Source organism: Kribbella sp. NPDC055110, from assembly GCF_053607525.1.
In genome coordinates, this window is record NZ_JBSGTS010000011.1 from 148,736 (window position 1) to 170,855 (window position 22,120).

A 22,120-nucleotide genomic window follows, 5' to 3' on the forward strand; every position below is an offset into this window, starting at 1 on the left:
CTCATGCCGAAGGCCCTGCAGCCTCACCCGGACCGCGCCCTGCCGGCCGGCGGCGCGCGGGACCTCGCCCGCCGGATCCACGCCTCGACGAAGGACCTGCCGCTGCTCTGCCTGCACGGCCACGTCGACATCGGGCTGTTCGCCACCGACGCGCCGTTCGGCAACCCGGCCGAGCTGCTGGTCGTGCCGGACCACTACGTGACCCGGATGCTGATCTCCCAGGGCGTCTCCCCCGACAAGCTCGGACTCCCCCGCCGCGACGGCAAGCAGACCGACCAAGAAGGATCAGCACAGCCGCGCGAGATCTGGCGGGCGTTCTGCGCCAACTGGCACCTGTTCCTCGGCACGCCGAGCCGCTACTGGCTGGAGCACGAGTTCGCGGAGGTCCTTGGCCTCACCGTGCACCCGTCCGCGGAGACCGCCGACGAGCTCTACGACCAGATCTCCCAGCGCATCGCGGAGCCCGAGTTCCGGCCGCGGGCACTGCTGGATCGGTTCAACATCGAGCTGATCTCCACCACGGACGCGGCGACCGACGACCTCGCCCAGCACGCGCAGCTCGCCGCTGACCTGCCCGGCCGGGTGGTCCCCACCTTCCGCCCGGACGCAGTTGCCCACGTCGACCGCGACGGCTGGCCCGCACTGATCGCACAGCTCGGAGCCCTGGCCGACGTCGACACCTCGACGTACGACGGGTTCCTGCAGGCGATCCGGCAACGTCGGCAGGCGTTCATCGCGGCAGGTGCGCGCGCCACCGATCACGGTCACCTGAGCGCGGCCGCCGTACCGCTGACCGATGCGGAGGCCGGGCGGATCTTCGCCGGTGCGTTGAAGGGTGACGTGACGGCTGAGGACGCGGCGGCGTTCGCGGGGCACATGCTGTACCAGTCGGCGGTGATGTCGGCCGAGGACGGACTGGTGATGCAGCTGCATCCCGGCGTACTGCGGGACCACGATCCGGCGATCTTCGCGACGTACGGGCCGGACCAGGGGCACGACATCCCGGTGACGACCGAGTTCACGCGCTCGCTGCGGCCGGTGCTCGAGCGGTTCGGGCACGTCGAGGGCTTCCGGCTGGTGCTGTTCACCGTCGACGAGACCGCCTACTCGCGGGAGCTAGCACCGCTAGCGGGCGTCTACCCGGCGGTGCGGCTCGGTGCGCCGTGGTGGTTCCTGGACAGCCCCGACGGCATGCGCCGGTTCCGTGAGCTCGTGACCGAGACGGCCGGTTTCTACAACATGTCGGGCTTCGTCGACGACACCCGCGCGTACCTGTCGATTCCGGCGCGGCACGACCTGGCTCGCCGGATCGACGCCGGTTACCTGGCCGATCTCGTCGTACAGCATCGGCTGGACGAGGACGACGCGATGCAGGTCGCGAAGGCGCTCGCGTACGACCTCGCCCGCGACACCTACCTCAGCTAACTGATCCCACGCGCCACCCGCCCCCGATCCCCCGCGTTCGGGGAGGATTACCGGCCGATTCGGGTAGGCACGGCTCCCCAAATCGGTTTGGGGGCACGAGCGGCGCGGGCTACCCCCGCGTTCGGGGAGGATTGCCGGCCGATTCGGGTAGGCACGGCTCCCCAAATCGGTTTGGGGGGCACGAACGGCGCGGGCTTCGGGTTCGGCTCGCCCTTGTGGGCGGGTAGTCTCCAGCAGATCTGTTCGGGGCGCTGGTGAGAAGGAATGCGGATGAGGCGTGGGGTTGTCGCGGCTGCTGCCGCGCTGCTGTTGTTGTCGGGCTGCACGGACAAAGGAGGCGCTCCTGAGCCCTCCAAGCCCGCAGCAACTGTCACGGTGACGGTCCCCACCGCTCCCCCGGCCGCGGCCGCCGCCGTACTCGGACCGACAGGCCCGGGTACGGCGAAACCCTGCAACGGAACTGCTGTCGCGGTCGGCGTGGACCCGCAGCCGATCATCGATGCCGCGCCCGAAGGCACCACGTTCTGTTTCGCGAAGGGCGTCCACCGCATCACGCGGGCGATCCAGCCGCGCACGGGCGACACGCTCGCGGGTGAGCCCGGCGCGGTGCTGAGCGGCGCCGTCCGACTGACCGGATGGAAGCGGACCGGGAACGTCTGGACAGTGCAGGGCGTGCTGCCCGCGGCGTACGCGCTCAAGGGTCAATGCGAGGACGACAAGACCAAACCATGCCAACCAGGCGAGCAACTGTTCGTCGACGGCAGCCACCTCACCCGCGTGATGAGCCCCGGTCAGCTCAGGCCGGGCACGTTCTACGGCGACTACCGCGCCAACACGGTCTACCTCGGCGACGACCCCACCGGGCACGTCACCGAGATGTCGCGCACGCAGACCGCGATCGACAAGTCGGCCGACAAGGTGACTGTGACCGGCCTGACGATCGAACACTTCGCGAGCCGCCCGCAGGCAGGCGCACTGCAGGCTGGCAAGAGCTGGAAGGTGACCGCCAACGAGGTCCGTTGGAACCACGCTGTCGGCATCATGGTGATCGAGGGCGACAACGCCGAGGTCAGCCGGAACACGGTCGCCGACAACGGGCAGCTCGGCATCGGCCAGTACAAGTCCGCGGGCGTCCGGATCGCCGCGAACCTGGTCACGCGCAATAACACCGACGGCTTCTGGATCGCGGACTGGGAGTCCGGCGGGATCAAGTCCACGAGGTCGTCCGGTGAGGTCAGCGGCAACGACATCGTCGCGAACCGCGGCATCGGGATGTGGAGCGACATCGCGGAGTACGACCGCCGGATCACCGGGAACCGGATCCGCGACAACGCCGCGGACGGGATCCGGTACGAGATCAGCTACGCCGGTGTCATCGACCAGAACGTCGTTCAGCACAACGGTTTCGGCACCGGCCGCGGCTCCGGCGGCACGCTCTGGGACGGCGGCGGCATCAACGTCAACACGTCGTCCGACGTACAGGTCCGTGGCAACCTGATCCAGGACAACCGGAACGCGCTGTCCATCCAGTCCCGGACCCGCGGCGACGGTCCGCGCGGTACGTACGTCCTGCGCAACGTCCTCGTCGAGGGCAATCTGGTCGTGATGACCGACGCCGCCGCGTCCCTCGGCGTGGTGGAGAACAAGCGCTCCCCCGCGCAACCTGGCGCGATCACGTTCCGCCGCAACAGCTACCAGGGCGCCGATCGCTTCGCCTACCGCGGCAAGACGATGACCTGGTCCGAGTGGCAGCAGTCCGGCTTCGACCAGGACTCAGTGAGCAGCTGACATTCGTCTTCGCTGCCGCAGCCGGTCGCCGTCGCAGATCGCGGCGGCCACCAGCAGGTGCACCGTCATCGAGGACAGGTCGGACAGGCCGCTCTCGTTGAGCGACGCGGCTGTGACGTACCCGAGCAGCAAGGCACCAGAGGCCCGGATGTACGGCGTCGGCGCGCGGAGGACCGACACCCACGCAGCGATCAGCGCCACCGCGACGATCGCCACGGCCAGCAGACCGGTCTCCCAGTAGAGCCCGAGCCAGCTGTTGTCGATCGCCATCACGTCGACGTCGCCTTCACCGCGGGTCAGCAGCACGCGCTTGTTGCCGAGTCCGTGGCCGATGATCGCGGTCTGGATCGACACCTTCTCGTCCAGGACCGCCTGCCAACTCGTCGTACGGCCGCTCAGCGAGGTGATCTGCTGCGTGCCCTGCCCGCGCAACAGCCACGTGTGCAACGACCCGATGGTCAGGAACGCGAGGCCGAGCAACCCCGGTACGACGAGGCACGCGATCCGGCCCGGCCACGTCTTCCGGGTGATGATCAATCCGATTACGAGCCCGAACGCGACCGCCGCTGCCGACGTACGGGTCCGGCTGGCCGCGATCAGGACGCCGCCGAGACCGATCAGCGTCACCGCGGGCAGCGTGGACAGCTTCCGGCAGACAAGGCCGATCAGCGCCAGCCCGAGCAGGATCGCGCCGACCTCGCCGACGCGGGGCGGCAGCATCGGGATGATGACGCCCTGCAGCCGGTACCCGGCGCCGAGGGAGCGCAGCGGCCGCCACGCCTGCGAGGGGTAGACGGCCAGACTCAGTACGACGGTTGCCGCCAGCAACAAGTGGGCCCACAGATGCGCGCGGACCAGCCGCTCCGGCACCTGCACCAACGGCCCCCACAGCAGGAAGAGCAGCACCAGGCCGATCAGGAAGCGGGCCAACCGGGTCAGCGGCCCCATCGGCTCCGCCAGCAGGAACGCCGTCGCGCACGCGAACAGCACGTACATGACGTACAGCCAGCTGGCCGGATTCACCCGGGTCCGGAACCCGGGCTTGGTCGCCGCCAGCGCGACCAAGAAGACCGCTCCGAGCAGCAGCCCCTTCGCGACACTGTTCGTGGATCCGGTCGTCCCCTGCGGCGCCGCCACCCGCGACGACCACGGCTGCACGCCGAGCACGAACAGGCACCACAGCATCAGCCAGAACCAGGCCGGCCGCTCGCTCTCGCCGGCGACCGTGCCCGGGACAGCCGGGGCCAATCGCATCGCAGACATCAGCGCATCGTCGGCGTACCCGCGTCCAGCGGCTTGTAGTTCAGCGGGATCCCGAGCGTCTCGTCCTGCGGCGAGGTGCCGATCAGTACGACGCCCAGCACCGGGGCGCCGGCGAACTGCAGGGCGCCCGTCAGCCGCGCGACGTCCATCTCCTTGTCGAGGCCGACCTGCACCACCAGCACCGACGCGTCGACCGCCGCGGCGAGCGGCGTGATGCCGTGCCGCCCGACCGAGGCCGGGCCGTGGATCACCACGGAGTACCCGGGTGGCAGGTCCGCTACGATCCCCGGAACCAGCGACGGGCCGACTGCTTCAGCGGTTTCCTCGTGGTTCAGCCCGGGCGGCAGCACGTACAGGTCCGCGACGGTCCCCGGCCGGAACAGCTTCCGGGCCCGGATCGCGCGGGTCGCGGCCGGTTCGTTCACCAGGTCGGTGAGTCCTTCGTGCCCGGTGAGATGCGGGAGCACCGGCGTACCTTCGATGTCGGCCAGGACCAGCAGCGTCTCGCGGCCGTCGCGAGCGTTCGCCTCCGCCATGGCCAGTGCGATGCCCGCCGAGTTCGGGGTCGGGGACGTCGACACGACCAGGAGCGCGCCCGGGGCGCCGGCGGCGAACGCGCGCGGGTTCAGTTCGCGGCGCGCCAACGCGCCGCTCGCCTCGGCGCCGAGCGCGGTGATCTCGTACTGCGGGAGCTCCGGAGCGGACCGCTGCCACACCCGGCGCCGATGCCCCTCGGACGCCGCAATGACCGGCGCGGACGATGCCCGCGCCGCCTGGTCGCGGGTCAGGATGTACGGCGTCAGGTGCGACCGCAGCAGCGCGAGACCGAAGCCGAGGACCAGACCGAGGATCCCGCCGACGAGGATGTCGCGGGCAACCATCGGCGACGAGCTCGCGGTGTCGGTAGTCGCCGGTGTGACCAGCTGACTCCCGGAGCCGACGGTCGACAGCGCCTTCAGCATCGCGGCCGCGTCGTCCGCAGCCTGCCGTGCCTCGGTCGCCAGGCCGACGCGCTGGTCGCGCAGAGCCGCGGCGGTCTGGTTGTCGCCGCGACCGACTGCCTCGTCGATCTGACTGACCAGGCTGCGGGACTGGGTCGTCGCCGTCTTCGACCGGGCCTGGGCCTGCTCGGCCAGGTTGGTCAGCAGCGCCTTGGCCTCGGTGTTGCGCTGCGCCAGGTAGATCGCGGAGATCGCGTTCGCCCGGTCGACCGCCTTCTGCGCGGTCGGGCCGTCGGTGGTCACCAGGTAGGCGTTGTCGGTGACTGCCTTCACCCGCGTCACCGCGGCCAGGTCCTGGATGGTCTGGTCGTTGTCGGGCATCCCCAGCGACTTGACGACGGCCTTGAGCAGCGTCGGGCTCGCCATCACCCGGGCCTGGGTCTCGGCCGGCAGGTCCATGCCCAGCGGGCCGCTCTTGTCCGCGGACGTGGACAGCTTGCCGACGAGCGCCGGCGGCACCGCCGGGCCGATCACCAGCTGGCTCGAGGCGGTCCAGCGCTCGGTCTGGGAGAGCGCGAACACGGAGGCGCCGAGCAGCCCGAGCAGGATGCAGCCCATGATCAGCCATTTCTGCCGCAGCAGTGACTGAGCGGTCTCCCGCCAGACCACAGTGCCCGGTTCCATGCAGTACCTCACTCCGTTCGGCGCCAGCGACCCAGGATATCCACAGGTAGGGACGAGGTGCTCACGCGATCTCGTCCTGTGCCCTACTCTCTTCCCGGGGGAGTTTCTCAGGCCTGTTTCTCGGGCTTGAGTTGCTCCAGGGGTACGGCGCCGTGAGGCGGCGCCGGTCTACGTGTCCAAGGGGGGACATCGCTGTATGACGAAGACAAGGCTGTTCACGCGACTGGGGATCGTGGGCACTCTGCTCGCCGGGGCTCTGGTGGTGACGCTCGCGCCGGCCGCGCACAGCGTCGAGGCGTCGCTCGCGGCAACCAACAGCTCGACCTGGCAGACCAATGCCAGCGTCCAGGGCCTAGCGGTCGCCGCCGGCAAGGCGTACGCCGGAGGACGCTTCACGAGCGTCCGCCCGCCTGCCGCCGCACCCGGGACCGGCGAGGTCGCCCAGGCGTACCTGGCGGCGTTCGACGCGGGCACCGGCGCACTGGTCAGCTCGTTCAACCCCGTCCTGAACGGGCAGGTCTACGCGGTCGCGGCCTCCGCGGACGGCTCCCGCATCTTCGTCGGCGGTGACTTCACCACGGTCAACGGCCAGACCCGGAACCGGATCGCCGCCTTCGACACCGCCACCGGTGCCCTGGTGGCGAACTGGAAACCGTCCGTTTCGTATCGCGTCAAGACCATCGCGGTCTCCGGTACGACGGTGTACTTCGGCGGCTCGTTCGGTCTCGTCAACGGCGTGGACCGCCTGCGCCTCGCGGCCGTCACCACGGACACCGGCACGTTGTTGCCGTGGGCCCCCGCGACGAACGGCGACGTGTACGCGGTGGACGCCGCCGATGACGCGTCCAAGGTGTACGCCGGTGGTCAGTTCAGCACCGTCAACGGGACCAACCAGAACACCGTGACGAGCCTCGATCCGGTCAGCGGCGCCGTACTGCCGTTCCCCGGCGCATCCGCCGTACCGCCGCCGAACGGGTCCTGCACGACGCGGGTGAAGACGATCGACGCCAGCGGCGACACCGTCTACTTCGGCAACGGCGGTGACGGCGGCGGGTGCTTCGACGGCACCTGGGCAGTCGACATCGCGACCAACGCGCTGAAGTGGAAGAACCAGTGCCTGGGTGCGACGGAGGCGGTCAAGGTCGTCAACGGCTGGCTGTACAAGGGTTCGCACGCGCACGACTGCGCCAACCAGGGCGCCAGCGGCTTCCCGCAGGGCTTCGGGTACCACTTCCTGCTGAGCGAGAAGCTGACCGACGGCACCCTCGGGCCGTGGTTCCCGAACACCGACGCCGACCCGAACAGCGTGACCAACGTCGGCCCGCTGGCGTTCGCGACCGGCGGCGACGACCTGTGGGTCGGCGGCGACTTCCTGAACGTGAACGGCACCGGCCAGCAGGGCCTGACCCACTTCACCAACGCCACCCCGGGCGCGGCACCGGCCAAACCGGCCAAGCTGCTGCCGTACAGCGTCCAGCCCGGCGTCGTCCAGATCCACTTCCCGACCGTCGTCGACAACGACGACAGCACGTTGACCTACCGGCTGCTCAAGGGCTTCAGCAACACCACGATCGCGACCTGGACCGCGAAGTCCACGCCGTGGGACCGGCCGTGGCTGAGCTGCACCGACACCTCCTCGGCTCCAGGTGAGGTCACCAACTACCGCGTCGAGGTCACCGACGGCAGTACGACGATCCGCGGCAACTACTCCGACCAGGTCACGGTCGCCTCGGCGGCGTCCACGGCGTACGACCAGATCGTCAACGCGGACGGGCCGCAGGCGTACTGGCGACTCGGCGAGCCGGCCGGTGCGACGACCTCGGTCGACGCCTCGGGGCAGAGCAACAACGGCACGTTCACCGGCGTGACGCTGGGCGGCGCCGGAGCGATTGCGGGAAACACCGCGATGACGACCACCTCGAGCGCCGGGCGGATGGTCGGCGAGAAGGCGTACAGCTTCCCGCAGCAGTTCACGGTCGAGGCATGGGTGAAGCAGAGCGGCGTCGGTCGCGGCGGCAGGATCATCGGCTTCGGCAACTCGAAGACCGGGAACAGCGGCGGTGGCGGCGACCGGATGCTGTACCTGCGGACCAACGGCTCGATCGTCTTCGGCGTGAACGACGGCACGCAGCGCACACTGACCAGCCCGTCCGGCAAGAACGACGGCCTCTGGCATCACGTGGTCGGCACCTACGACAACGGGATGATGAAGCTGTACGTCGACGGCGTACTCAGCGGAAGCACCCTCGTGGGATCGGCGTCGGTGTACTACGGCTGGTGGCGGGTCGGCTATGACCTGACCAACTCGTGGCCCGGTGGCGGAGCGACCCAGACCGGAATGGGTATCGACGAGGCGGCCGTGTACCCGTACGCACTCACCTCGCTGCAGGTCCAATCCCACTACGCAGCAAGGTGAGCTGTGTTTTAAGGCGAAAAGGCTTCTTTCTGCAAGTTCTGGAACAAAGTCATAACGCGGGTGGGAGGTCCGCTTCCGGTGGGCCTCCCACAGCGGTAATGTCCGCCGCTGGTGCGTGATGAGGCACGCACTGTTACGCCCCCGCCTGTGTAAGGACATAAATGAAGAAGTTAGTGCTCGCCCTGATCACGGGTGCGGCTGTGCTCGCCGCCGCGTTGATTCCCTCCGGACCTCCGGTGCAGGCGGCGACGCCGGGCTTCGCTTCCGCGGTGTCCGCGATCAAGCAGACCTCGTGGCAGACCAACAACAGCGTGAACGCGCTGGCGATCGCCGGGAACACCGTGTTCGCCGGTGGCCTGTTCACCAGGCTCCGGCAGCCGGGTAAGGCGTCCGGCCAAGCGCCGGAGACCCTCCGCTCGTACGTCGCCGCGTTCGACCGCACCACCGGGAAGCCGACCGCGTTCGCGCCGACGCTGAACGGTCCGGTCTATGCCATCGCCACCAGCCCCGACGGCAAGTGGGTCGTGATCGGCGGTGACTTCACCACCGTCAACGGCATCCGGCGCAGCAAGATCGCGATGTTCTCGGTGGCCACCGGCAAGCTGGTCTCGGCCTGGGACCCGGTCGTGGCGGCCCGGGTGAAGGCGCTCGCGATCTACGGCAACAGCGTGTTCATCGGCGGCGCGTTCCGCGCGATCGACGGCACGACCCGCAACCGGCTCGGCGCGGTCCGGCTGATCCAGGGCGACCTGCTGCCGTGGAACCCGGACGCGAACAACGATGTGTACGCCGTCGACGTGTCCGACAACGGCACCCGGGTGTTCGCCGGCGGCCCGTTCAGCACGATCAACGGCAAGGACCACTACTCGCTGGCGATGCTCAACAACACCACCGGCGCGGCGTTCGCGTTCCCGGCGGCGGCCGCGATCCCGAAGCCGACAGCGACCTGCACTACGCGGGTCAAGGACATCGACACCCTCGGCGACAACGTGTACGTCTCCAACGGCGGCGACGGCAGCGGCTGCTACGACGGCGTACTGGCCGCACAGGTGTCGACCGGCAAACTGCTGTGGCAGAACAAGTGTCTGGGCGCGACCGAGGCGATCAAGGCGATCGGCAGCTGGCTCTACAAGGGCTCGCACGCCCACAACTGCTCGTCGTCGCCGAACGGTTTCCCGGACGGCACCGGCACGCACTACCTGCTGGTCGAGAGCACGGTCAACGGCAACCTCGGGCCGTGGTTCCCGAACACCGACGCGAACCCGAAGAGCACCACGCAGGTCGGCCCGCTGGCGATGGCCGGCACCGACACCGACCTGTGGGTCGGCGGTGACTTCCTGCACGTGAACGGCACGCTCCAGGTAGGAATCACCCGGTTCACGAACACGCCGGGCGGCGCGGCCCCCGCCGTACCGAAGGCTCCGACGCTGAGCGCGACGTCGTCCGGGCGCGTGTACGCGAGCTACACGGACTCGTACGACCTGGACAACCTGACGCTCACGTACAACATTTTCCGTGGCTCGCTGAACGTCGGCTCGAACAAGTACACGACGTACTTCTGGCAGCCCCGCAAGACCTACCAGGTGGTCGATCGCGGCCTCGCCCGCGGCTCGTCGTACACGTACCACGTAGAAGTCCACGACGGCCGCAACATCATGAAGGGCGCGAGCGCGACGGTGAAGATCCCGTAACTGTCCCTTCCGGATCGGCACCCTCAGTCGTAGCTTGGTGACTGGGGGGATCGATCATGGGGAGACGACTCTTTGTTGCGTTGGGCATCAGCGGACTCGTGCTGCTGGGGGTGGTGCCGGCACGACCCGCGCTCGGCACCGGGGCCGGCCTGACCGCCGTTGCAGCATCGACGTGGCAGACCGACGCGAGTGTGCTCGGCCTGGCCGTTGCCAAGGGCAAGGCGTACGTCGGGGGCCGCTTCCTGACCGTGCGTCCGCCGGGCGCGGCGGCCGGGACCCACGAGATCAGCCGGACGTATCTGGCCGCGTTCAACCAGAGCACCGGCGCCCTCGACGCCGGGATGAACCATCTCCTGAACGGGTTCGTCTGGGCGGTTGTCGCGTCGGCCGACGGGTCCAGGGTGTACGTCGGTGGGGACTTCACCCGCGTCGACGGCCAGGTCCGGAACCGGATCGCCGCCTTCGACACCGCGACCGGCGCACTGGTCGCGACCATCGCGCCGCGGGTGTCGTACCGGGTGAAGGCGCTCGCGATCGGCGGATCCAGCCTGTACTTCGGTGGGTCCTTCGGGCTCGTGAACGGGGTGACCCGGAACCGGGCGGCCGCGATCAGCACGGTCACCGGCGCGCTGCTGCCGTGGAACCCGAACGCGGACGACGACGTCTACGCGATCGACGCGGCCGACGACAACTCGAAGGTCTATCTGGGCGGGACGTTCGCCGAGGTCGGCGGGGCGAGTCGCTGGGCGGTTGCCAGTGTCAACAACTCGACCGGCGCACTGCTGCCGTTCGCCGCGGCGTCCGCCGTACCGCTGCCGTCGAGTGGGTGCACGTCGCGGGTGAAGGACATCGAGACGTCCGGGAGCCGGGTGTACTTCGCCAACGCCGGAGACGGCTGGGGGTGCTTCGACGGGACGTGGGCGGCTGACGTTGCCACCGGCCACCTGGTCTGGAAGAGCACCTGCCTGGGCGCGACCGAGGCAATCACCATGGTGAACGGGTGGCTGTTCAAGGGGTCGCACGCGCACAGCTGTCCCGGTACGTTCTCGGACGGCAGCGGCACACACTTCCTGCTGCTGCAGAACCCGGCGAACGGGTCCCTGGGACCCTGGTTCCCGAACACGAACGGCGGGCCGCCGACCGCGGTCGGTCCCCTCGTGTCGGCAAGTGGTGGCAGCGATCTGTGGGTCGGCGGTGACTTCACCAAGGTGAACGGCGCCGGGCAGCAGGGCCTGACCCGGTTCACCAATCTCGGCCTCGGCGCAGCCCCGCTCGGCCCGGCGTCGCCGACGCTCTCCAGTCCGGCGGCCGGTCAGGTGAAGGCCACCGTCCGGGCCTCGCTGGACAACGACGACGTCCGTCTCACCTATCGTCTGCTCCGCGGAGCGACCAACACCGTCGTCGCCGCCACGACCGCCAGCTCTGCGTTCTGGTACCGCCCCACCGTCACGCTCACAGACGCCACAGCGCCGTCCAGAACGACCCAGAGCTACCGCATCGAGGTTTCCGACGGGCGTCACGCCGTACGAGGCGGCTACTCCACCGTCACGGTCCGCTGACCCGGCGGTGGGCGGCGATGGCTCGGTGGGCCTCGTTCCACCAGAGGAGGAGGGTGGCGAAGGAGGCGCCGGCCAGGCCCCATGCTGCACCTTTGGGGCCCCAGAGGAAGGCGCCGCCTACGCCGCAGGTGATCAGGACGACTGACGAGATCAGGCGGACGCGGAGCCCGCGGGTGGCGGCGGTGAGGGCGCGGAGGATGGCGAAGGCGCCGGCGTTCGAGGCGCCCAGTGCCTGGAGCAGGATGACGGGGACCAGGACGCTGTGGGCCTGGTTCCAGACGCCGGGGCCGAGCAGTTCGCGGCCGACGACCGGGGGTAGCAGCAGGAAGATCGCGCCCCATGCGAGCGCGCCTGCGCCGACGCCGAGCGAGATGGCCAGACCGACGAGCCACAGGCGCCGGTACGAGTGCCGCAAGGCCCGGGCCGCCTCCGGGACGGAGATCATCCGGATGCCCTGGTTCAGAACGTTGACTGGCCCGAGCAGTACCTGTGCTCCGCGGATGCCCGCGGTCGCGACAAGGCCGGCGGCCGCGGTGATGCCGAGCATGTAGAGCTGGATAGTGCCGGAGACCGCGAGCATCTCCCCCACGTACTTCGGGCTCACGTCCCAGTTCCGCTGCACCCATTCACGGATCAGCTGCCGGCGCGGCGCCACGCCCGCCTGGAAGCGGCCGGCGATCGCGGCGATCACCGCGCCGAGTCCCCATCCGAACGTGAGCGTGAACGCGGACGTCGTACCGGTCAGATAGAGGCCGCCGAAGATCGCTAGCATCGCTAGCAGCCAGATGAGGTCGTTGACGAACGCCTTCTGCCCCTCGCCGACGACGAAGAACGCCCAGCGCCACGCGTCCTGCAGGAGCAGGCCCGGCATGGTCAACGCGAAGGCGAGCAGCACGCCACGAGACGGCACGGCCGGGACAGCCGCGATCGCAAGACCGAGCAACATCGCGAGGACCCCAGTGAAGAGCGCAGTCGCCGTACTGGCCCGGACTGCCCGTTGCCACTCGGGGGTGCGAGCACCGGAATGCCGTACGGCGAGTGGCTCGGTGGAGATCGCCCGCGACACATTCAGCGCGATCGTGTAACCGCCGAACGCGAGCGCGTACACGCCGAAATCGGCGACGGTACTGGACCGCGCGACGACGACCCCGACGGCGAGGTTGCTGAGGCTCGACAGGCCCTGATCGGCCAGACCCCAACTCGCGCGACCAGCCGGTCCGGCCAGCCGACGTAGTTTCGGCCGCCGGAACTTCACCGCCTCACCCTAGACGGGGCGCGGGGGATTCCGGAGGATGCCGAGGAGGAATCGCGGGATGCCGAGAACGTAGCGCTTCCAGAGCCGGCGCGGCTCCTTGTACAGCCGGTAGCTCCACTCCAGCCCGGCGCGCTGCATCCAGTACGGCGCGCGGTCCAGCCGGCCGGTGTGGAAGTCGAACGCCGCGCCGACCCCGATCAGGATCGTCGCGTTCAGCCGGTCGCGGTGGTCGGCCATCCAGCGCTCCTGCTTCGGCGCACCGAGCCCGACCCATACGATGTCCGGCCGCGCCTCGTTCATGCGGGTGACCGTCTCCGCGTCCTCGGCGTCCGTCAAGGCACGGTACGGCGGGCATTCGACGCCCACGACCTTCAACGCCGGGTGCCGCTCCTGGAACCGTTCGCGCAGCTCCGCCGCCACGCCTTCGGCCCCGCCGTAGAAGTACTGCGTCCAGCCGCGATCCGCCGCCTCGACCAGCACCCGCTCGAGCAGATCCGGTCCGGCGACCCGGTCCATCTCCTCGAACCCGGCGCGATGACCGGCCCACACCAGCGGCATCCCGTCCGGAACGGTCAGACCGGACGTGTTGTAGACCTCGGTCAGCCGCACGTCGGCGCGCGCGTGCAGCAACGCGTTCATGTCGGTGACACAGACCAGCTGCCGTTCGCCGCGTTCGATCCAGCCGGCGAAGGCGCCGACCGTGTGGTCGAGGTTCGTCACACTGACGTGGATGCCGAGCACATCGACACGGTCGGCAGTGGTGGGTTCTGCCTGGAGGTCGGTCATCGGTCCTCCCCCTTCAGCGCGCCGAGGTCGGCGTCGACCATGATCCGGACCAGCTCGGGAACATGTACCTGGGCCTTCCAGCCGAGGTCGGTGGCCGCCTTCGACGCGTCTCCGATCAGCGAGTCCACCTCGGTGGGACGGACATAGCGCTGGTCGTAGTCGACGTACTTCTCCCAGTCCAGCCCGACATGGTCGAACGCCAGCGAGACGAAGTCGCGGACGGAGTACGACGTCCCGGTCGCGATCACGTAGTCCGCGGGGATGTCGTGCTGCAGCATCCGCCACATGCCCTCGACGTACTCCGGCGCGTAGCCCCAGTCACGGCATGCGTCCAGATTGCCCAAGTACAAGCGGTCCTGGCGACCCGCCTTGATCGCCGCGACCGCGCGGGTGATCTTCCGCGTTACGAACGTCTCGCCGCGCCGCGGGGACTCGTGGTTGAACAGGATGCCGTTCACCGCGAACATGTCGTACGCCTCGCGGTAGTTGCGGGTCATCCAGTAGGCGTAGAGCTTCGCAGCGCCGTACGGCGAACGCGGGTGGAACGCGGTGTCCTCGTTCTGCGGGGGCGGGGTCGCGCCGAACATCTCCGACGACGACGCCTGGTAGAACCGGCAGTCCAGCCCGATCATCCGGATCGCCTCGAGCAGTCGCGTCGTACCCATCCCGGTGGTGTCCCCGGTGTACTCCGGCTCGTCGAAGCTCACCCGCACATGCGATTGCGCGGCCAGGTGATACACCTCGGACGGCTGGATCGACGCGAGCAGCGTGACCAGTCGCGAACCGTCGGTCAGGTCGCCGTAGTGCAGGAACAGCCGCTTGTCGCGCGCGTGCGGGTCCTCGTACAGGTGGTCGATGCGCTTGGTGTTGAAGGTGCTGGCGCGACGGATCAGGCCGTGCACCTCGTACCCCTTGGACAGCAGCAGCTCGGCCAGGTACGAACCGTCCTGGCCGGTGATGCCTGTGATGAACGCTTTCATGCTCTCACTCACTCCTGGTGCTCCTGGTACCAGGCGTAGGTGGCGGCCACACCGTCTTCGAGGGAAATGGAGGGCTTCCAGCCGAGCGCCAGCAACCTGCTCACGTCGAGCAGCTTGCGCGGAGTGCCGTCCGGCTTGGACAGATCGTTGCTCAAGGCACCGGTGTAGCCGACCGTCCGGGCGACCAGTTCGGCCAGCTCGCGGATCGTCACGTCCGCGCCGACGCCGACGTTGATCGGCTCCGGTGCGTCGTAGTGCTCCAGCAGGTGCAGGCACGCGTCGGCGAGGTCATCGACGTGCAGGAACTCGCGCCGCGGCGTACCGCTCCCCCACAGCACCACCTCGGGCGCGCCGGCCTCACGCGCCTCATGGAACCGGCGGATCAACGCGGGCAGGACATGCGACGACGTCGGATCGAAGTTGTCGTGCGGACCGTACAGGTTCGTCGGCATCGCGGAGATCCAGCGCAGCCCGTACTGCCGGCGTACCGCCTGGACCTGCATGATGCCCGCGATCTTCGCGATCGCGTACGCGTCGTTGGTCGGCTCCAGTTCACCGGTCAGCAGACTCGACTCGCGGATCGGCTGCTCGGCGTACTTCGGGTAGATGCACGACGACCCGAGGAACAGCAGCCGCGGCGTGCGCACCTCGAGGCCTGCGTCCATCAGGTTCACCTGGATGCGCAGGTTGTCGCTGAGGAACTCGGTCGGGTGGTCGCGGTTCGCGAGGATCCCGCCGACCCGCGCCGCGGCATCGATCACGACCGCGGGCCGGTGCTCGCGGAAGAACTCGAGAGTCGCGGCCCGGTCCCGCAGATCCAGTTCCGACGACGAGGCGCCGATCAGGTGCGTGTACCCGGCGGCTTCGAGTCGACGCCAGAGTGCCGAGCCGACGAGGCCGCGATGGCCTGCGATGTACACCGGTCCATTGAGATCCATTCAGTAAGCTCCCGCGCCGTAGAACACCGCGCGCACGGTCTTCCAGAGAATCAGCAGATCCAGGGTCATCGACCAGTTGTCGACGTACCGCAGGTCGAGGCGGACCGACTCGTCCCAGGACAGGTCGCTGCGGCCGCTGACCTGCCACAGGCCCGTCATGCCGGGCTTCACCAGCATCCGCCGCGAGTCGTCGGCGGCGTACAGCGCGACCTCCTCGGCCAGCGGCGGCCGCGGACCGACGAGCGACATGTCGCCGCGCAGCACGTTGAACAGCTGCGGCAGCTCGTCGAGCGAGAACCGGCGGGTCCAGCGGCCGAGCGGCGTCATCCGCGGGTCGTTGCGCATCTTGAAGATCACGCCGTTGCCGTCGCTCAACGCGTACAGGTCGCTGAGTCGCTGCTCGGCGTCGACGTACATGCTGCGGAACTTGAGCATCGTGAACTCGGTGCCCGCGCGGCCGACCCGCTGCTGCCGGAACAGGACCGGACCGGAACTGGACAGCTTCACCGCCAGCGCCAGGCCGATCAGCAGCGGTGCGAGTACGGCGACGATGCCGAGGGCAACGACCCGGTCGAAGACCGCCTTCATCAGGTGCGGTCCGCCGCTGACCGACGGCCGCTCCAGGTGCAGCAGGGACAGGCCGGCGACCGGGCGGACCGAGATTCGCGGGCCGGCCACCTCGATGATGCCCGGGGAGACGATCAGCTCGATGCCGCGCTGCTCCAGCGCCCAGGACAGCCGGCGCAGCGACTGGCCGGCCAGCTCCGGGTCGGTCGCGATCGCCACGACCTCGACCGCGTGCCGGTCGGCGGCGGCCAGAATGTCCGGCTCGTCGAATTCCTCGGGCTGCAGCGGGCCGCCGTTGCTGTCGCCGCGCGGGCGGCACGTCGCGACCACCCGGAACCCGTCGGTCGGACGGCTCTCGAGGTGCTCACACAGCGTCGCGGCCGGGCCATTGCGCCCGACCACGAGAACCCTGTGCATGCAGCGACCTCTGACCCGGTGCCGGTGCAGGTCCTTCCGCAACGCGTACCGCAGCAGCAGCGCGGCCACCACCATCACCGGGATCGCCAGCACCACGAAGCCACGGGCGATCTCGGCCTTCGTCACGTACGACGTCATCGCTACCGCCGCGGTGAGTCCGACGCCCGCGCGGAACAGCGACCGGAACTCGTCCGGCCCGGCCCCGTAGAACCGCGAGTCGTACCCCTTCGACAACGCGACCGCGGCCACCCACGCGAGTGGCAGCACGCTGCTCACCACGAGGTAGCTGGAGCCGACGTGGTACCCGAACCGGGTCAGCAGCGCGATCGAGACACCGAGCATCGCGGCGAGCAGATCGCCACCGACCGCCGCCCACCGGTACACACCGACCCAGCGCGGCTCGGTCGAGCGCGACGGCAGCGGAACGATCGCCGGAACCTCGTGCGGGACGACCCAGAGCGGCCGACGGCTGTCCACAGCGTCCGGCGCTTCTGCTCCGCTCACAGCGGCCTCTCGTTCCCTCCCGCAACGGCGCGGTCACTTACAGTGTCCGCCGCAGTCTGCAGTGTGTCCTTGTTAACCCGCGCGTCGGCGTCGAGTCACCGAACATTACTACGCGCGCAGGCCCCAGGCGACGAGAGGCACCAACTACTTGTGGAGATCTTTCATTGTGGCTAATCCGTCAGCTTTCTCCTCCGGATCTTGGTGTTCTCGAGGAAGCTGACCAGGCGTTTCCCGACCACCTCCGACGAGAACTCGGTCTGCGCCCGGACCGTGGCCGCAGCCGCCATCGTCCGCAGCCGCGCCGGGTCCTCCATGACCTCGATCAGGACGGCGGCAGCCGCTTCCGGATCGTCCAGCGGCCAGAACTGTCCCTCCTGACCCGGCCGCACGATCTCGGGGATGCCACCGACGGCCCCGGCGACGATCGGCAGTCCGCCGGCCATCGCCTCGAGCAGCGCGATCGGCAGATTCTCCATCGTCGCGGTGTGGCAGTAGAGGCGGTGTCCGGCCATCAGCGACGGCGGATCGGCCTGATATCCCAGGAACCGCACCTGGTCGCTGAGTCCGAGGGCTTTGGCCTGCGCCTGCAGTGCGCGCCGGTCCGGACCGTCGCCGACGACTGACAGCGTGTACCTGTTGCCCCGGCGCGCGGCGGCGCCCAGCACCTCGAGAAGGTAGCTGTGGTTCTTCCGCGGCTCGAGCGCCCCGACGGTGATCAGGTCCGCGCTGTGCGGTGACACCGCGCCCAGCGGCGGGATGTTCACCGGATTCGGGATCACGATGCCGGGCACGTTCCGGATCGCGGGCATCCGGTCCTCGAGCACCGAGCGCGCGAACTCGGACACGTAGACGATCCCGTCCAGTTCGGTCAGTACCTGCTCCTCGAACGACCGGATCGCCCCGAACATCGTCCCGAACCGGGCGATCTCGCCCTTGCCGGCCCACTCGTCGGCCTGCGAGACGTTGAAATGCGCCGCCATCACGACGGGCTGCGTCGTCCGCACCCGCAGGGCGACCGCCGCCGAGACCGGACACTGCGCGTACAGGACCGCCGGTCCGGCATCCGACAGGTGGTGGGACAGCGCGCGCTCCAGGTAGTAGGCGTGCCAGTGCCGGTACCACCACACACCGGCCTGCGGACTGAACAGCCGGATGGCGAACCTGGCCCCGAAGACCGGCGGGAGCAACGGATCCCTCGAGGAGAACGGGTTGACCACACTGGCCGGCCGCGCCGCGTCGTCGAGATACTGCCGGACCGTGCGCACATGGGTCTGGACGCCGGATCCGCCGTTGCGGCGCATCAGCATCGCCATCACGATCTCGGTCTCGAGCCGGTCCGGGCGGCGCGACGGCACCGCAGTCGCGTTCGTCATGCGGGCGCTCCTGTCGTGTTCACCTGCGGGTCAGGCCGGACCAACTCGTCGGCTCCTTGGAAGTGCTCCCGCCGAGCACGGAGGAACTGCCACCACCAGATCGCCGACCCGGCGGTCGATGCGATCGCGGTCCCCCACACGGCTCCGAGGGCACCGCCGACGACAGCTCCGGCGCTGCCGAGCAGGATGGACAGGGCCGACACGACCAGCTGGCAGCGCATCGTCCGATCGGCACGCCCGAGGGCCCGAAGCCCCGCCGAGGGGCCGATCATCATGCAGCCGGCGGCGGCGCTCACGACCACGCCGAGAACCACCCGATGAGCCCCCGGCCAGACCGTTCCGAGCAGCGCCTCGCCGATCCCGAGCGGGAAGATGACGATGACCACCAGGCCCCAGGCGAACCCCACCGAGGCGAGGCCTCCGCTGAGGCCCAGGCAGAGTCGCAGGAGTGAGCCGGACCCCTTGCGCAGCGCCCGCGCGGCCTCCGGGACGGAAACCTGTGAGATGCCCATCAGCAACGCTGCGACCGGACCGACCAGCATCTCGGCGGCCCGGATGGCGCCGACCGCAGCCAGCCCGACCGCAGCCGCGACGACCGGCGCGCGAATCTGTCCGCCGGCCCCCATCACCACGTTCTCCACGAGGAAACGGCTGCCGAGGTCGCGATGCTGTCGCAGCCAGCTGCGGGCGGCGAAGACCCGCGGCATCGTCCGCGCGTTGATCATTCCCACCACCGCCGCCACCAGGGCCGTGACACCGAACCCGACCAGCAACAGGGTCAGACTCTTGGTCCCCGTGACCTGAGCGATCAGCAGCAGGCTGAGGAACAACACCGTCCACACCACGTCGATCAGGAACGCCTTCGCGCCGCGCTCGGCCGCGAAGAAGACACATCGCCAGCTGTCCTGCAGGGTCAGCGCCGGCATCGCGATACCGATCGCCAGGAACGCGGTACCTGCTCCCGACGCCGGCTCTGCGGCCCTCAGGATCAGGCCCACGCCGACAGAGATGGCACCGCTGGCCGTACCGATGAGCAGCGCGACGCCGGTCGCTGCGGACGCCGCGGTCCGCCAGACCTGTTCGGACGCCCCGGAGAACCTGATCATCAGGGCGTCGGTCGCAAGTGCCCGCGAACAGCTGAGTGCGATCGAGTAGGCGACGAAGGCGAGCCCGAGGGCGCCCAGCCCCTCGGCGCCGAGCATCTTGGCCACGAAGACGCCGAGCAGGAAGTTCTCCAGACTCGACACCCCTTGATCGGCAACAGCCCACCCGAGCCGTCCCGCGATCTTCTGCCGCCAGGGCGCCAGCCGCTTCATGCCGGGACGCTCCCAGCCCGCCGCACCGGCGGATTCGCGAACACCTCGGCGGACAGCGCACCGAACTGCTCGTCCAGTCCGCGCTGCAGCGCATCGTTGCGTTCGGCAAGTTCCTTCGTGACCCGTTCGCGGTCGTGCGTCAGCAGGGTGAACTGCTCGATCAGCACGTCGACGTCGAAGTCGCGGATGTCGTGGACGTACTCCCCCTGCCCCATCGCCCGCATCAGGGCGACGTGCTTGGTGCCGTACCCGATCGCGATCGTCGGCCGCCCGCACTTCAGCGCGGCGATCACGTTGTGGAACCGGGTGCCGACCATGACGTCCACCCCGGACACCTGATCCATCAGCTCGTCGAACCTGTCGGTGCGGTCGAAGCGGGCCGCGCCGTCCGCCTCCGCCAGCAAGATCGGGACGACCGGTTCGTCGGCCTCGTCGCCGACGAACAGCTGGACCTGGTACCCACGCGCCGTCAACTCACGGACGAATCGCCGCATCTTCTCCAGATACGACGTGTGCAGTTCGTCGGACCGTGCCCGGTCGTCCGCGCTGCCGTAGTACGCCATCACTCCGACGCCGACCACTCCGGTCGGGCCGGCGTGCGCCTCCGGGGTCGGAAGGGCGAAGACCAGGTCCGGGTAGACGCGATCGCGCGCGGACGCCAGGCCCGTACGTCGGGCGGCGTCGAGCGACTGGTCGTCCCGGAAGGACCGGTAGTGCGCCAGCCGCGCGCCGATTCTCAGCAGCAGACGCGTGGCGCGTTGCCGGACCACGGTCGCGCCGACGCTGACGAACGCGACCTTCGTACCGAAGACCCGTCCGGCGACCGACAGCACAGCCAGCGAAAACGGCAGTTGCCACGGCCGCTGCGGCACGTTCGACTCCAGCACCCCCATGCCGGGGACGATGACGATGTCGTGACGCCTCGTCCACGCGACCGTGCGCCAACCGTCGACGAGGGCGCCGAGGGCAATGCGCGGCACAGTCAGGACGAGACGTCCCATCCGGGATCGTGGCGCCTGCTTGTCGTGCAGCCAGTGCAGTTGCACCGCCGGCATCCCGTAGCGCGCGGCCACCACCTCGGGTCCCGAGCACATACTGTCCAGAACCGCATCGGGGTACTCCGCGCGCAGGAACGCGAGCACCGCCTCGAGCGTCGCGTCGTTGCCGAGGTTGCCGGAGCCGAGGCGGCCGAACAGGCCGACTCGCCGGGCTCGTTCCATGTTGCTCACCGGGTTGCTCACGGACGACCGTCCGCTCCGGCGACGAGCGCCCGGCTGGCCAGCACTCGCGGGCCGATCTCACCGAAGCTCTCCGGTGCCGGTTCCGGCTGCCCGGAGCGTCCCGGCAGCTGGCGAGCGGCACGGTTGGCGGCCCACGAGAAGATGTGCCGGTAGCACGCGCGGCGCTCCGCACCGGTGACCGGGGCGCGCCGGACGGCCGCGAACCAGCTCCAGAGGTACTCCGCGTACAGCCGCGCTGTGAAGCTGCGGAATCGGCCGGCCCGGCTCGGGTCGAGTCGCGCGGCCACGGTGCCGGCCGACGCGAGCGAAACCCGGTCGTCGTGCTGGCGACGGAAGTAGAGCCACTCGGGCACCTGCACGAACGGGCCGTGCAGCGAGAGCTCGGCGGTGTAGGTGTAGTCCGCGTGGTAGAAGCTGCCGTGCGGCTTGATCTTGCGCAGTACGTCGGAGCGAATCACCCCGTAGAAGTCGTCCGCGGCCAGTGCCCCGGGCAGATCCACGCCGAACAACATGCTGCGGAACCGCTCCGGTGCTTCCGGGGAGTCCGTCGTGAGCGGGTACTCGAGCGCCTGGATGACCTCGCCGTCGCCGTCGATCGCCGCGCCCCACGAGTGCGCGAGGACCGCGTCGGGATGCTCGTCGAGCAGGGCGACGCAACGCTCGAAGAGGTCGCGTGCGTAGAGGTCGTCGGCCGCGACCCACTTGAAGAGTTCGCCACGGCTCTGATCGAAGACGAACTGGTGGTTGGGTGCTGCGCCGATGTTCTTCTCCTGGCGGAAGATGCGGATCCGCGGGTCCCGAGCCTGGTACTCCCGGCAGATCTCGTCGGTCGCGTCGGTCGAGGCGTTGCTCGAGATGACCAGCTCGAAGTCCTCGAACGTCTGCCCCACAACGGCGTCGAGTGCCTGCCGCAGGTACTCCTCACCGTTGTAGACGGGCAGTCCGACGCTGAGCCTGGGAAGAGCTGAAGCCATGG

Annotated in this window: 16 protein-coding genes; 5 read left to right on the plus strand and 11 right to left on the minus strand. The window is 69.3% G+C overall.

Annotated elements, in window-relative coordinates; genetic code table 11:
- The first annotated feature begins 3 nt into the window (after window positions 1-3).
- Together uxaC and ACWF0M_RS19570 are read left to right on the plus strand one after the other, a co-directional pair.
- Complete coding sequence (gene uxaC, locus ACWF0M_RS19565; RefSeq protein WP_452237095.1) at window positions 4-1,425, plus strand: glucuronate isomerase; 1,422 nt, start codon at window positions 4-6, stop codon at window positions 1,423-1,425.
- Between the two features lie 270 nt (window positions 1,426-1,695).
- Complete coding sequence (locus ACWF0M_RS19570) at window positions 1,696-3,213, plus strand: right-handed parallel beta-helix repeat-containing protein (protein WP_452237096.1); 1,518 nt, start codon at window positions 1,696-1,698, stop codon at window positions 3,211-3,213.
- Here ACWF0M_RS19570 and ACWF0M_RS19575 read toward each other — a convergent pair.
- On the minus strand, window positions 3,199-4,476 hold the full coding sequence (locus ACWF0M_RS19575; protein ID WP_452237097.1) for an O-antigen ligase family protein: 1,278 nt from the start codon (window positions 4,474-4,476) through the stop codon (window positions 3,199-3,201). The two genes, ACWF0M_RS19570 and ACWF0M_RS19575, sit on opposite strands and share 15 nt — an antisense overlap.
- A complete protein-coding gene (locus ACWF0M_RS19580; protein WP_452237098.1) occupies window positions 4,476-6,101 on the minus strand; it encodes a Wzz/FepE/Etk N-terminal domain-containing protein in 1,626 nt (541 codons plus the stop codon). Before ACWF0M_RS19580 ends, ACWF0M_RS19575 begins: the two co-directional genes overlap by 1 nt.
- Before the next feature lie 196 nt (window positions 6,102-6,297).
- On the opposite strand from ACWF0M_RS19580, the gene ACWF0M_RS19585 reads away from it, so the two are divergent.
- The 3 genes from ACWF0M_RS19585 (at window position 6,298) to ACWF0M_RS19595 (ending at window position 11,767) form a co-directional block, all read left to right on the plus strand.
- On the plus strand, window positions 6,298-8,517 hold the full coding sequence (locus ACWF0M_RS19585) for a LamG-like jellyroll fold domain-containing protein (RefSeq protein ID WP_452237099.1): 2,220 nt from the start codon (window positions 6,298-6,300) through the stop codon (window positions 8,515-8,517).
- A gap of 161 nt (window positions 8,518-8,678) precedes the next feature.
- A complete protein-coding gene (locus tag ACWF0M_RS19590; protein WP_452237100.1) occupies window positions 8,679-10,208 on the plus strand; it encodes a fibronectin type III domain-containing protein in 1,530 nt (509 codons plus the stop codon).
- A gap of 56 nt (window positions 10,209-10,264) precedes the next feature.
- A complete protein-coding gene (locus tag ACWF0M_RS19595) occupies window positions 10,265-11,767 on the plus strand; it encodes a fibronectin type III domain-containing protein (protein ID WP_452237101.1) in 1,503 nt (500 codons plus the stop codon).
- Here ACWF0M_RS19595 and ACWF0M_RS19600 read toward each other — a convergent pair.
- From ACWF0M_RS19600 to ACWF0M_RS19640, 9 genes are all read right to left on the minus strand, one after another.
- Window positions 11,754-13,022: a hypothetical protein gene (locus ACWF0M_RS19600; protein WP_452237102.1), complete on the minus strand. Its 1,269-nt coding sequence runs from the start codon at window positions 13,020-13,022 to the stop codon at window positions 11,754-11,756. The genes ACWF0M_RS19595 and ACWF0M_RS19600 overlap by 14 nt on opposite strands.
- A 9-nt stretch (window positions 13,023-13,031) precedes the next feature.
- A complete protein-coding gene (locus ACWF0M_RS19605) occupies window positions 13,032-13,808 on the minus strand; it encodes a WecB/TagA/CpsF family glycosyltransferase (RefSeq protein ID WP_452237103.1) in 777 nt (258 codons plus the stop codon).
- Entirely contained in the window at window positions 13,805-14,788 is a 984-nt protein-coding gene (gmd, locus tag ACWF0M_RS19610) for a GDP-mannose 4,6-dehydratase (RefSeq protein ID WP_452237189.1), read from the minus strand. Before gmd ends, ACWF0M_RS19605 begins: the two co-directional genes overlap by 4 nt.
- Window positions 14,789-14,796: 8 nt before the next feature.
- A complete protein-coding gene (locus ACWF0M_RS19615; RefSeq protein WP_452237104.1) occupies window positions 14,797-15,726 on the minus strand; it encodes a GDP-L-fucose synthase family protein in 930 nt (309 codons plus the stop codon).
- Complete coding sequence (locus ACWF0M_RS19620; RefSeq protein ID WP_452237105.1) at window positions 15,727-17,214, minus strand: sugar transferase; 1,488 nt, start codon at window positions 17,212-17,214, stop codon at window positions 15,727-15,729. It lies immediately after the preceding gene.
- Window positions 17,215-17,384: 170 nt separating this feature from the next.
- On the minus strand, window positions 17,385-18,587 hold the full coding sequence (locus tag ACWF0M_RS19625) for a glycosyltransferase family 4 protein (protein ID WP_452237106.1): 1,203 nt from the start codon (window positions 18,585-18,587) through the stop codon (window positions 17,385-17,387).
- Complete coding sequence (locus ACWF0M_RS19630; RefSeq protein ID WP_452237107.1) at window positions 18,584-19,903, minus strand: hypothetical protein; 1,320 nt, start codon at window positions 19,901-19,903, stop codon at window positions 18,584-18,586. Before ACWF0M_RS19630 ends, ACWF0M_RS19625 begins: the two co-directional genes overlap by 4 nt.
- Window positions 19,900-21,144 (minus strand): polysaccharide pyruvyl transferase family protein, encoded by a 1,245-nt coding sequence (locus tag ACWF0M_RS19635; protein WP_452237108.1) that lies wholly within the window; start codon window positions 21,142-21,144, stop codon window positions 19,900-19,902. The genes ACWF0M_RS19630 and ACWF0M_RS19635 overlap by 4 nt, the downstream gene beginning before the upstream one ends.
- On the minus strand, window positions 21,141-22,118 hold the full coding sequence (locus tag ACWF0M_RS19640) for a glycosyltransferase family 2 protein (RefSeq protein WP_452237109.1): 978 nt from the start codon (window positions 22,116-22,118) through the stop codon (window positions 21,141-21,143). The genes ACWF0M_RS19635 and ACWF0M_RS19640 overlap by 4 nt, the downstream gene beginning before the upstream one ends.
- Window positions 22,119-22,120 lie beyond the last annotated feature (2 nt).